This window comes from Pseudothermotoga lettingae TMO (assembly GCF_000017865.1).
Taxonomy (GTDB): Bacteria; Thermotogota; Thermotogae; order Thermotogales; family DSM-5069; genus Pseudothermotoga_B; species Pseudothermotoga_B elfii.
In genome coordinates this window covers 2018821-2031706 of the sequence record NC_009828.1, presented here as the reverse complement: position 1 = coordinate 2031706, position 12886 = coordinate 2018821, and the positions used below count along the sequence as shown (strand labels likewise).

The following is a 12886-nucleotide window of genomic DNA, read 5'->3' as shown; positions in this document are numbered from 1 at the left end:
GGGGCACTCAGCCCCCTTTGAATGTTTATTGAGCAGAAATTCTATAAAGCGGTGATACGAAGTCCACTTTGCTTATTTTTTGAGGAATATCATCAACGTCGAAAACATATAATCCATCGCTGGCTGAAACATATGCATACAATGCGCCTGAAAGCTCTCTGATAACTACGTCATGAGCATAGGCAGATGTGTTCCAGCCGATGGGAAAGATGATCTCCGTTTCCTCAAGATTTCCAGCAAGATCATCGACGTTGAAACACAATATACCACTGTTACCCGCCGCAACAAAAACCTTATCATCGTAAGCTGTTATTCCGGCAAAATTCTCAGCAATTTCTCCGAGTGCCACACTTGTGGCGTAAGGTGTTAAGTCATTTCTGTAAGCTTCCAGATAAAGCTGATCTGAGTCTCTTCCAATGATCAGTATGTAGTCATCTTTCAATATCATGTCCACAGGTGTATAATTAATCTCAACTTCTCCTTGATGGTTGAGAAATCCTTGCGATTCAATGGACATCTTAACCAGCTTTAATTTTTCGTCTTTAACCCCTGCCAAATATATTGTGTCCTGGTTTATTGCTATGGCGCCAACTGAGCTCATATCATAAGGTTGAGTAGATTCTGTAGCAATGTTGTAGACCAGAACTCTTTCATCACCTGCCACGATAAGATAATTTGACCCATTAAAACTTCCAGCATCGACGCGCTTAGCGTTAATTGCTAATGAGATAATATTGGGCTGAGTTTGCTTCCCTGAGAGATAGTCTTTCAGATTTACGCAAATTATGTCGCCTGACGAATCAACCACGTAAGCCCATCCATCTAAGAATGCTAATTCTTTTGTGCTGTTGATGTCTTCTTCGTATCTTATTGGATATCTCAATGCGTTTGGCTGGTTTATGTCATATATGACGAGCTTGCTTGTACCGCCAGAGATATACAGAAAATCGTAAAGATTTGGAGAGGTAGGGCTTTGAGAGATAGAGAAAGTGTATATTTTACTTGAACTTGTTGCGCCTTTCAAATCTTTTGCAACTACTTTCCATTGATAAGATTTACCTGGTTCTAATACTGTAGAATATTTTGTGAGAGAATAATTTTCTTCTATTACATCCAGCGGTTGACCCTGTTCAGACAGATAAAGATCGTAAGTCAGGGTATCTTTATCCGGGTCAGAACATGTCCATTCAAATTCCACGTACATCGTGTTCAGTGTTTGATTATCAGATGGATTGATGAGTGATGGTTTATCAGGGGCTCTGTTGGTAGTTTGACCCCCACCAAACCAGTCGCTGATACCAGTACATCCTTGGAGAAACAATGCTATCAGTCCTGTTATTGATAGCAAAATGTACGATAACTTTCTCATTTTTTAACCCCCTTTTGGCACAATACATATTGATGACTGGTAAAATTGTACCACAGCTTTTTCAAGAAAGGAGAGTTTTAATGAGGGCTTTATTGGTAGATTATGATGGAACGCTTGTCGAAGTTAACGAAGAAAAATTTACAAAAGAATATTTTGTGCAACTCAAAGCTTTTGCTGAAAATAGGATGTCATTTTCAGGTAAAGAGATCATGGAATGCATTGAGCAAATTACCAATTTTGCTGATGGGAAAGCCAACAATTATGAAAGGTTTCTGGAATGCTTTTCAAAAAAAAGCCAGCTAAATTTTGCTGACTTGAAAGGAATATTTGACACATTTTACAGAAGTAAATATTTTGAAAATTTAAGTGTTTTTGTGAAACCTAACATTTCTGTGGTAAACTTGGTAAACAGGGCAAAAGAACATGGTATTTTAACAGTTCTCGCGACCAATCCGGTGTTCCCAAAAATAGCGATTATTAAGAGATTAGAGTGGATAGGTATGACAGAATGCAGTTTTGATTTGATAACGCATATGGAAAATTCATATTACTGTAAACCTGATCCAAGATATTTTCAGCAAATAATTTCTATATTGAAAGTTGCTCCAGGCGATTGCACTATGGTTGGTAATGATGAATATTTTGATCGCTCATGTGAGAAAATAGGTATTGAATTTATTAATGTAAAGGAAATCGACAAAATTCAATTAGGAGGTGGGGAACATGGCAATACCGATGTTGAATGAAAGAAAGGTCAACACAGCTTTTGCTATAGTTGCCATTGTTCTATCAGTAGTTGCTGGCTTGGCTGGTATTGTAGGAACTGCACACATGCTTGAGGGCATGGTTGAAGGTTTTTTCTCTGATTATGAATTTGGATATGGTCAGATGTTTGGTGGTATGGTCGCAGCGATTTTTGCAGGGATATTTGGCATACTGGCTGCTGTTTTTACTCTTATTGTTTTGAATCAGTGGAGCAGTGCTCTGACAGACAATATTCAAAACACCAAAACATTGTTGACTTATTTAAAACAGAAAGGTGATTCAGAGAAGCAGACTAACCTGGTTGTTTTAGAAGGTCATCTGTCAGGCTTACAGCTCTATACGTGGGCATATTGGGTTTATTTAATTTTCTATGTACTGGCACTTTTTACGGGAGTAGCTTCATTTGTTTTTTCAATACTGGCGATAATCTTTCTGGCTGTATATCTGCAAAGCGTATTCACTGTCTCGAAAAGGTTGGAAGAAATTAAGAATATTATGTACCCACTCTTAGGTGTTGAAACACCCATGTTGACGTATATTAAATCCAGAAATATAGGTGTGTTCATTTTGCTGGTTATAGTTACGCTCGGTATATACTGGTGGTATCTTTTGATAAAACTTTCAAGCGAAATAAACCAGTATATTGACGCTGATCAAAGGCTCAGGCAGGTGATAAATGTTTGAAGATCATGATAGATGTTGATGACGTGCTTGCTGATTTCAATGGAGCTTTTATAGATTTGAGCCATGAGCTTTTTGGTACGCCGAAAGATGTTGAGATAACTGAATGGGATTTTTACAGATGTATTCCTGGGCTGACCAGGGAAATGGAACAGGAAGTCTGGAATATCATTAAAAACAGGGAGAATTTTTACGAAACCCTGAAACCATTCGCCAGAGAGGAAGACTTCTCCTTGCTAAGAGAGGTTATTCTGTCGAAAAGATACGAGATTTTTTTCGTGACATCCCGCTTCCCAGTGCGAGGAAGGAGTGTTGAGGAGCAGACTTGCCGATGGATAAAACGTCACATAGGCGGTTCTATCTCGCCACTTGTGTATGTAACTTCAAAGAAAGGTGCGTTATGTGAAAAGATGAATATAAGCATTGCACTTGATGATGCTCCACACCATATTGATAATCTGATCTGCCATGGTGTCTCGGTTGTCGTTATGGATTGGCCACACAATAGACAATTCGTTGATCTTCCAAGAGTCAAAAATCTCAAAGAATTTTTTCACGTAGTTGAAAACTGGGATATTATATGTCAAAACCAAACAGTCGAATGATTAAAGCTGTTATATTCGACATGGATGGTGTTCTTATAGATAGCGAAAGACTTTATAGGGATATTTTCCATCAGATCTTCTCAAAGTTTGGTGTAGATTTTCAGGATAATTTGTTTGACGAATTGGCAGGCACAACTCTGGAACGCGGTGGAGCAAGAAAAATCATAAAGAAATTTGGCTTGAACATTGATGAGTTTGCGTTTATTGAATTAGTGCACGATCTATTCGAAGAGCTTTCGTATGATCTTAAACCCAGAGAATGTGTTTCAGAAATTATCGGTCAACTTAAAAAAATGCATATCAAACTGGGAGTTGCAACTTCTACAATCAAAGAAGAAGCCTTAAAAAGGCTTAAAAAAGCTAATTTGTGCGGTTTGTTTGACTCCATGGTTTTTGGGGATGATGTTGAAAAAAGCAAGCCAGATCCAGATATATACATTGAGTGTTTGAAAAGATTGAAAGTCAATTGTGCAGAAAGTATCGTTTTTGAGGATTCTGTAAATGGAGTTAAATCTGCTGTTGGCGCGGGGATTAAGTGCATAATAGGTGTGTTGCATGACCGCAACAATGCTCGTTCGTTGATTGAAGCCGGGGCTTTTTTTGCTGAAAAGCCACCGGAGGTTTTTCTCAGAATTTTGAGGTACCTCAGTTGAAAATTAGTTATAGTATAATTATTTGAGGATGGGGGTGAGATAATGCCGTGTTCAAAAAAGAATCCTGAGCCAAAAAAAATAGAAGAAAAGCCTAAGAAAACAGAAAAGAAGAAAAAATAGAATGCCCCGGCCTGAGCCGGGGGTTTTCATATCTCGGCGACCTTTGAGAATTTTTCAAGAAATTCTTCTCTGCTTATTCTGGCGACTCTGGTTAGTCTGGACAGCATTTCTTCATCTTGTAAATCTTTTCTGGTTAATCTGATCATGTAGCTGCGTGCAACTCTATAGTGCTCAGAATTTATATCTACCATACGGACTTTTGTCCTACCGGTGGATGGATCTATAAGTTCTTCGAAAGGCAGTATTCTAATTCTTCCATTGTCAAGGCACACCATACCACCAGTCAAATTTTCTTCATATTCTCCAAGTAAAAATCGCATTGCTCCGTAACCTAAGGTTCTTGTGTAATCAATATCGAAGGGTGTTGGCCTTGCACATCTGAGTTCATATCCAAGTGTCACGTCGATTATATTTATCTTTTCATCTCTCTGAGCGAAACGTTTCTGAATTTCCCTTTTGAGAATAGTTGCAAGAGGAATTTCGCTCAGTCTTATATGACCATGCGGATCAGTTTCAACTACTACGCCGGGAATACTTGCAAGTTCTTTCGGATCGATCATTTCTCCTATTCCTTCAGCTATTACTGCTAAACCATCGTTACGCCCCAGTGCTTTTCTTTTTATTATAGCTGCCTCAAGCAGATCACATACTTCAGAAAGTTTTATCCTTTCCTTTCTGAATTCTTCTCCAATAACGGTTAATGCTGCGCTTGCTGCTTTACCTATACCGAGCGCTAAATGACCTGCTTTTCTTCCCATTACTACGACGAAATACCATCTGTTTGTAGTTCTTGAATCCTGCATCAAGTTATAGACAAGTTCTGTTCCAACATGGCGTGCTGTTTCAAAACCGAAAGTTGGCATGCCTCCAGGGAGTGGTAGATCGTTATCGATAGTTTTCGGAACATGTGCAACACGTAGTGCTCCATTGCTCACTTTCATCACTGATGAAGCTGAAAATGCGGTATCATCCCCACCTATTGTGACCAGGTACCTCACCTGCAGTTCTTTAAGAGCTCTAACGACATTTTGCAGATCCTCAGCTTTTTTTGTGGGATTTGCGCGCGATGTTCTTAAGATAGAACCTCCTTCAATGTGAATGCGAGAGACATCTGAAATAGTTAAATGGCGGACAAAGGTCGTTTGTGCTTTCATCAGGTGCTCGAAACCGTCGTAAATACCCACTACCTCCAAGCCATTGTTAATGGCTTCAATTGTCACGGCGTTGATCACGCTATTGATGCCTGGTGCGGGACCTCCACCAACGAGAATTCCGACTTTCCCAGACACGTTAAAACACCCCTTCTCGTAGTTTATCGAAAGAATTATACTCCAACTCACCTGAGTTTAGAGATTTTTTTAGCTTGCCTTAATTAACAATGCATTTACGTTTTGTTTTTTATATTTTTAATATTCCAGATTAATGCACAGGTGTATCATATGTAGAAACAGGAGGGAAAGAGATTTGCGATTTTATGAGTCTTTGTTGAATGAAAAAATTTTAAGTGTTTTAGGTGCAAATATAAAGCGCTACTGTCCGGTGATTGTGGAAGGGCGTGTGTGTTTATATTGACACACAACCTGAAAAGATCACCGGGCTGCCAGTAAGGCGGCCCGATTTTTTTATTGGGAGTGATTAGAAATGAAAATCGTTGAATATTCGGCGAATGGAAACACATTTTTGATATTTGATTCGATGACAAATCTTTTAGGGGATGACACCAAGCGCGATTTAATTCTAAACTATATTACTGATCAGGATGGTGCAATATTTGTTGAAAAATCAGGCCAGGACTTTTTCATGGATTATTTTAATCGTGATGGAAAGAGGGCGATTTTTTGCGGCAACGGTGCGAGAGCTTTTGTGGCATTTTTACGTGATGAGGGGTTTCTGAAAGACGATCATCTCATATTTCATACAAAATCTGGCACCCTGAAAGGTTTTATTCAGAAAGAAAAGATATCGGTACAGATGCCTGGTCCGATATACCTTGGGAAAAGGGTGGTAGAGGAATTCGAGGGCCATCTAATCCGGGTAGGTGTTCTGCACTTTGTATTGAAAGTAAAATCTGTTGACAGAATGGACGTTATTCATGAGGGTAAGAGGCTGAGGGCTCTGACAGATGCCAATATAGACTTTTATCAGATTCTTGAAAAAAATTGTGTAAAAATGAGGACTTTTGAGAAAGGCGTGGAAAGAGAAACAAAAGCATGCGGTAGTGGTGCTGCGGCTGTCTTTTCCATATGTCAGACGGATAGATTGTTGGTTGAGGTCCCTGGTGGAATATTGTGCGTCTATATAAACGGAGATTCAATTTTTTTGCAGGGGGAGGTCAGAAGATGCAAGATAATTTTACCGAGATGAATAATGATTTAACAGCTGATTCCATTATTGAAATGATCAGTAGTTCGAAAAAGAAAACACCGGTAATCGCATACGTGAAAGGCCATTTGAGTGATATTGATATGAGTGGTGTTCAGTTTTTTGGAACAGATAATTTTGGAATTATTTTTGCCGACTATGAAGATCTGAGGCAATTCCTGGAAAAGAATGGAAATAAAATTCATGATGTGCACATAGAAGCTAAAGCCAGAAACTCCGCGCTTCCCATGGCAGACATTACAAAATTTAATGCACGCGTTGAGCCAGGTGCGGTAATTAGAGATCTGGTTAAAATCGGCGACGGTGCAGTTATTATGATGGGAGCAATTATCAATGTGGGTGCTGTTATCGGAGAAAAAACCATGATTGACATGAACGCAGTGATAGGAGGGAGAGCAATTATAGGAAGGAATTGTCATATAGGTGCCGGTGCTGTTATTGCCGGTGTTATAGAGCCACCAAGCGCAACACCAGTTGTGATTGAAGATAATGTCATGGTAGGTGCAAATGCCGTTGTTTTGGAAGGAGTGAAAGTTGGAAAAGGCTCAGTTGTTGCAGCTGGCGCTGTGGTGGTAAGTGATGTTGATCCATACACTGTTGTTGCAGGTATTCCGGCAAAGTTCATCAAGAAGGTTGATGAAAAAACGATAGAAAAAACGAAAATCATTGAGATATTAAGGCAGAGAGATCATTAGTTACCATATTTTGTACAAAAAAGTATAAGCTACATTTCTTTGGTACAATCATAATATAATCAAGAGATTTTTTAAGGGGGTGTATTTTTTGCTGGCGCTGTTGTTTGGAGCCATAGTTATTGCAGTGTGTTGTGTAATTATTCTGATTTTTAGGATTCTGGACAGCAGTCCTGGCAATGAGGAAACTATAAGGCTATCTGAGATGATACAGAAGGGTGCAAAGTCATTTTTGTTTCAAGAGTATGCTATTTTTTTCCCAATTATTTTTGTGATTGCGCTTTTGATATTCATTTTTCTTAACTGGATTTGTGCAATTTCTTTCATTGCCGGTGCTGTTTTTTCATCTCTTGCCGGTTTTTTTGGCATGATAATTGCTACGAAATCGAATGCCAGAACAAGCTGGGGAGCCATTAAAGGTTTACCAAGCGCATTGAGGATAGCTTTTTCCGGTGGAGCAGTCATGGGAATAAGCGTATCAACTCTTGGTTTATTAGGCATTGGACTAATATATAAACTGACGCGTAATGTAGAGTATATAAGTTATTATTCGCTTGGTGCATCTTTCGTGGCTTTGTTTGCAAGAGTTGGAGGCGGAATATACACGAAAGCAGCTGATGTAGGTGCTGATATAGTTGGAAAGACTGAGGCAAATTTGCCAGAAGATGATCCGAGAAATCCTGCCGTAATAGCTGACAATGTTGGAGATAATGTGGGAGATGTAGCTGGAATGGGTGCTGATCTTTATGAATCTTATGTTGGATCGATTTTTTCGGCGCTCGCTCTCGCAACTATTATTGACGCAAGATTTACAGATGCTATTTTTGCGCTGGTTACCTTCGGATTATTGTCTTCTATCGCTTCTGTTGTAATTACCTTAACAGCTGGGAAGAAATTCAGAGATCCGTCATCTGCTTTGAGATTTGGAACAATTCTGTCAAGCGTTCTTGTTGCAGTATGTATGTTCGTTTACTCCGCGGTGATCAATCTTTACAATATTTTCTTTGTTGTTATTCTTGGAATTTTTGTTGGCGTAGTTGTTGGGTTCGTGACGGAATTTTATACATCGGGCAAAAAAGTAATTAATCTGGCAAAATCAGCAACCATGGGCCCAGCAAATTCAATGATAAATGGTATATCCCTCGGTATGGAATCAACAAGTGTTGTTACTGTACTTATAGTTCTCGTTGTTTTAATTTCGTTCAGATTACTTGGACTTTTTGGAGTAGCTCTGTCAGCTGTGGGAATGCTTTCTACTATCGGCATGAGTTTATCGGTTGACGCTTATGGTCCCATTGCGGATAATGCTGGTGGAATTGCTCAGATGGCCGGTCTTGATAGCAAAGTAAGAGAGATAACAGATAAACTTGATTCTGTTGGCAATACAACAGCAGCTATGGGTAAAGGGTTTGCAATAACTTCGGCTGCTTTGACTTCCTTAGCTTTATTTTCAAATTACGCAAATGTAGCCCATGTAAGTACACTTGATATAAAAGATCCAACGCTTTTCACGGGTGCCATGATCGGTGCCATGCTACCATTTTTGTTCAGTGCTTTGACAATGAAAGCTGTTGGTAATACTGCAGATATCATGGTTGAAGAAATAAGAAGGCAAATAAAAGAAGTGCCTGGTATAATCTCTGGACAGGTTCAGCCGGATTACAATCGATGTATTCAAATAGCCACGAAAGGTGCTCTGAAAAGGATGGTTTTTCCATCATTGCTTGCAGTTATCAGTCCGGTTATGACATACTTTGTTCTTGGACCATCAGGAACAGCGGGAATTCTTATTGGTTCAACTGTTTCCGGAGTTATGCTCGCCATATTTATGGCTAATTCTGGAGGAGCCTGGGATAATGCAAAAAAATATGTAGAAGAAGGGCATTACGGTGGCAAAGGCTCTCTGACGCATAGAGCTACTGTTATAGGAGACACCGTTGGTGATCCACTTAAAGATACCGCTGGTCCATCTATAAATATACTGATTAAACTCATGGCAATAACATCTGTTGTAACTGCAATTTTTGTTGGGAGGTAGGAATATGAAAAGAATAGCTGTTCTTTGCGTCGGAAATGATTGCCCGGGATTGAATGCAGCTATCAGAGCAGCAACTGTTAAAGCTTCAGAGCTAAATATAGAGATTCTTGGTGTTAAGGATGGTTTTGAGGGATTCCTGAGCGGAAAAATAGAAGTTATGACAAGAAACACCGTTTCTGGAATATTGCATAAAGGAGGAACCATTCTTGGAACCTCTCTGTTTTTACCTGTGAATGAAGAAGACATTGTGCAGGTAGCAGAAAAGGTTGAACAGTATTCTATAACATGTTTACTGATACTTGGTGGAAGACTTGGAGTGAGAGCCGCATTGAAACTGATGCAGAGTGGTGTTCCATCTGTTCTTGTTCCGGCAACCATCGACAACGATCTTTCCTTTAGTGACTTTTCCATAGGATTTTTTACGGCTGTTGAACACGTTAAAGATGCCCTTGATATTTTGCACGCGACGGCGGAATCACATCACAGAGTAATGATTGTTGAAACGATGGGTAAACCAGGTGGCTGGATAGCAGTAGTTGGAGGTCTTGCAGGAGGGGCTGATTATATAATAACCAGTGCCGAGCCTCTTGATATCCAAGAACTTTTGAAGAAGATTCGCAGCCGTTATGAAAGTCAAAAAAGGTTTTCTCTCGTTATTGTAGAGAACGATGTCAACCTTCCGGGTGAAATATACCAGCTTGCTAATATGGATTCTCACATACCTCCAGCAGAAGCCATAGGTGAGTTTCTCGAAAAACAATTGAAAGATATAAACATGGAATGGAGATATACAAATCTCGGATATTTACAAAGAGGAGGCAGTCCTGTGTCTATGGATAGATTAATAGCAATTCAGATGGCGACGAGAGCAGTAGAAATGGTTAAGGCGGCAAGAGTGTACCATGCTGTTGGTATGAAGGGATTGACAGTGACAGAGGTGCCATATTCAGATACTATGATTAATGTACGAACTGTCGAGGAACATCTGAAAAATCTTGCAAAACTTTTTTATTGAGGGGATCAAAATGTCCTTGCTTGATGTTGTTGGTCCGGTTATGGTAGGGCCGTCGAGTTCTCATACTCTTGGAGCCATGAGAATAGCTAAGTTTGTCAACAGGATGATAGGGATGGTTCCGAAAAAGGTAGAATTCCTGCTCCATGGTTCTTTTGCAGAGACTTTTAGAGGACATGGTACAGATAGGGCACTTCTGGCTGGCATTCTGGGGTTAAGATACGATGATGAAAAAATAAGAGCTATTTACGAAATAGTAGATAAAGTTGGACTTTCTTATCAGTTCTCAAAAGCTAATCTTGGTGATGTGCACCCTAATACTGTTTGCGTAAAAGTTGAAGCTGGAGATTATCACCACGAAATAGAAGGTTGCTCTGTTGGTGGGGGGGCTATAAGAATCACGAAAATCAATGGTATCGATTGCAATTTGACATGGGCTTACGATACCTTGATAATAATCAATAAAGATGAACAAGGCGCACTTTCAAAGATACTTAGCAATTTGGGTGCAAATATTGCAAATCTTTATCTTAGGAGAATAAATCTCCTGGTTGGAAGGGCTTTGACTATAATCGAGCTTGATTCACCAGTAAATGTTTTCAATTTGTCGAAAAATCCGTTTGTTGTTGAATATTATTTTATTCCGAGAGACGATACGGTACAGGATTTTCTGGGTGGGTGATTATGAATTTCTCAGAACTAATTGAGTTGAAAAATAAAACAGGTCAACCTTTTCACGAAATTGTGCTGATTTCTCAGATGATGGAAAATGGTTCTGATCCAAATATTGTAAGAGAAAAGATAACTTTTCTACTGAAGACAATGTTCGAAGTCTGCGAAAAAAATTACGCCAAAAGACACCGTACATTAACTGGTCTCTGTGGAGGAAATGCTGAGTTGTTATCGCAATACGAACCTCACATGATTGGTAAATTTGCACACGTTGCCATGATCACTGCTTTGTCTGTGTCAGAGGCCAATGCTTCTATGTGTAAAATTGTTGCGTGCCCGACTGCTGGTTCTTGTGGCGTTGTACCCGGCGTATTGTTTGCACTCAAAATGGTTGAAGACTTTCCTGATAATGTGTTGATAGACAGTCTAATAGTGGCAGGGGCGGTAGGAGATGAAATAGCCAGAGTAGTTTCTACATCAGGTGCAGTCGCAGGATGTCAAGCGGAAATAGGAACCGCAGCAGCTATGGCAAGTGCTGTGGCTGTTTATAGTTTTTCAAATGATGCCGAAAAAGTTTCTCATGCAGCTGCCTTGGTTTTGAAATCTATGATGGGACTTGTTTGCGATCCAGTTGGTGGATTTGTTGAAGTGCCATGTATCAAAAGAAACGCTGTAGCGGTTAATATAGCAATAGCATGTGCTGAGATGGCACTCTGTGGTATAAAAAGCATAATTCCCTTTGATGAAGTAGTTGAGGCAATGGCAAAAGTTGGAAGATCTATTCCCGAGGAACTTCGTGAAACTGGACTCGGGGGCATCGCATCGACAGAAACAGCTAAATCTATTCTTGAAAAAATCAGGAGTGATCTGAATGAAGAAACGTATGAGCATTGAAATAAAAGACTCGGCAGATTTATGTACGCCCAGTGGCAAACTCAATCCAATGGCACTTGGATGGTCCAGACGGCCGTTAATTCGTTGCAATATTCATGGTCATTTTTTGAGAAAGAAAAAATGGAACTACTGGGCATTTATCAATCAAAATTGCATGTTCTCGGCGACTGTTTCAAATATAGATTACTTAGGTGTTGTTTTCTGTTATTTTCTTGATCTAAAAAGTGGTGAACTTATTGAGCGAACGGTTCTAACTCCATTTGGAACAGGTTGCAATTTACCAGATGTTGTGAACAAAGACGTGGAATTCAATTCAAAAGATATGAAAATTAGATTTCTGAGGCGAGATGAAAAAACATTTATAGAATCACACTTTGTCGCAAAAGGCAAAAGAATAGAAGCCCATTTAGAGGTTTTGCAAGAGAATATAGAATCTTTGAATGTTGTTGTGCCATGGAACTGGAATAGATATCAATTCACAAGTAAACAATATTGTTTGCCTGTGAGGGGGAAAGTATTTGTTTCTGAGAAATGTTATGATTTTGATCCAGATAACAGTTTCGCTACACTTGATTTTGGAAGGGGTGTGTGGAAATATTTAACTTTTTGGAACTGGGCAAATTTTGCAACGCGCTTAGATGATGGGACTGTTATCGGGGTAAATCTTGGAGCTGGCTGGACAGATGGAACAGGTACGAACGAGAATGCTGTTTTGATAAATGGGAAACTCAGCAAAATTGAAAGCGATGTAAGATTTGTTTATGACAAAACAGACCTTATGAAACCCTGGCACATATATTCATTCAACGGTGATGAGGTAGATATAGAGTTTCAGCCATACTTTCACCGCTCTGCAAAAACAAACTTGATATTACTCAGTTCGAACGTTAATCAGATGGTAGGTACCTTCAAAGGTTTTGTAAGGGATGGAGATAGAAAAGTTTACATAATCAGAGATGCCCTTGGATGGGCTGAAGAACATTACGCGAGATGGTAAATAGAG

The 12886-nt window shown here is 39.5% G+C and carries 13 protein-coding genes; 11 read left to right on the top strand and 2 right to left on the bottom strand.

From position 1 onward, the window contains the following. Positions 1-25: 25 nt before the first annotated feature. Complete coding sequence (locus tag TLET_RS10060) at positions 26-1369, bottom strand: hypothetical protein (RefSeq protein WP_012003985.1); 1344 nt, start codon at positions 1367-1369, stop codon at positions 26-28. 80 nt (positions 1370-1449) lie between these two features. Between TLET_RS10060 and TLET_RS10055 the strand changes: the two genes are divergently transcribed. Genes TLET_RS10055 through TLET_RS10040 form a run of 4 tightly spaced genes read left to right on the top strand, consistent with a single transcriptional unit; the run spans position 1450 to position 4073 of the window. Then, positions 1450-2115, top strand: coding sequence for an HAD family hydrolase (locus TLET_RS10055; RefSeq protein ID WP_012003984.1), 666 nt, complete (start codon positions 1450-1452; stop codon positions 2113-2115). Continuing rightward, entirely contained in the window at positions 2093-2818 is a 726-nt protein-coding gene (locus tag TLET_RS10050; protein ID WP_012003983.1) for a DUF4234 domain-containing protein, read from the top strand. Before TLET_RS10055 ends, TLET_RS10050 begins: the two co-directional genes overlap by 23 nt. Positions 2819-2823: 5 nt before the next feature. After that, positions 2824-3420, top strand: coding sequence for a 5' nucleotidase, NT5C type (locus TLET_RS10045; protein ID WP_228369062.1), 597 nt, complete (start codon positions 2824-2826; stop codon positions 3418-3420). Next, positions 3396-4073, top strand: a complete 678-nt coding sequence (locus TLET_RS10040; protein ID WP_012003981.1) for an HAD family hydrolase — start codon at positions 3396-3398, stop codon at positions 4071-4073. The genes TLET_RS10045 and TLET_RS10040 overlap by 25 nt, the downstream gene beginning before the upstream one ends. A gap of 146 nt (positions 4074-4219) precedes the next feature. Here the strand turns inward: TLET_RS10040 and pfp are convergent, their stop codons facing one another. After that, entirely contained in the window at positions 4220-5482 is a 1263-nt protein-coding gene (gene pfp, locus TLET_RS10035) for a diphosphate--fructose-6-phosphate 1-phosphotransferase (RefSeq protein WP_012003980.1), read from the bottom strand. 352 nt (positions 5483-5834) lie between these two features. On the opposite strand from pfp, the gene dapF reads away from it, so the two are divergent. The 7 genes from dapF (at position 5835) to TLET_RS10000 (ending at position 12880) form a co-directional block, all read left to right on the top strand. Next, a complete protein-coding gene (gene dapF / locus TLET_RS10030) occupies positions 5835-6557 on the top strand; it encodes a diaminopimelate epimerase (protein WP_012003979.1) in 723 nt (240 codons plus the stop codon). After that, a complete protein-coding gene (dapD, locus tag TLET_RS10025; protein ID WP_028843625.1) occupies positions 6554-7270 on the top strand; it encodes a 2,3,4,5-tetrahydropyridine-2,6-dicarboxylate N-acetyltransferase in 717 nt (238 codons plus the stop codon). The genes dapF and dapD overlap by 4 nt, the downstream gene beginning before the upstream one ends. Before the next feature lie 79 nt (positions 7271-7349). Further along, the gene (locus TLET_RS10020; RefSeq protein WP_228369016.1) at positions 7350-9305 is read left to right on the top strand and encodes a sodium-translocating pyrophosphatase; all 1956 of its coding nucleotides are present in this window, start codon (positions 7350-7352) and stop codon (positions 9303-9305) included. 4 nt (positions 9306-9309) lie between these two features. Then, complete coding sequence (locus TLET_RS10015; protein ID WP_012003976.1) at positions 9310-10320, top strand: 6-phosphofructokinase; 1011 nt, start codon at positions 9310-9312, stop codon at positions 10318-10320. 10 nt (positions 10321-10330) lie between these two features. Further along, a complete protein-coding gene (gene sdaAB, locus TLET_RS10010; protein WP_012003975.1) occupies positions 10331-10999 on the top strand; it encodes an L-serine ammonia-lyase, iron-sulfur-dependent subunit beta in 669 nt (222 codons plus the stop codon). A gap of 2 nt (positions 11000-11001) precedes the next feature. Next, complete coding sequence (locus tag TLET_RS10005) at positions 11002-11883, top strand: L-serine ammonia-lyase, iron-sulfur-dependent, subunit beta (RefSeq protein WP_012003974.1); 882 nt, start codon at positions 11002-11004, stop codon at positions 11881-11883. After that, complete coding sequence (locus TLET_RS10000) at positions 11861-12880, top strand: DUF2804 domain-containing protein (RefSeq protein WP_012003973.1); 1020 nt, start codon at positions 11861-11863, stop codon at positions 12878-12880. The genes TLET_RS10005 and TLET_RS10000 overlap by 23 nt, the downstream gene beginning before the upstream one ends. Positions 12881-12886: the final 6 nt, after the last annotated feature.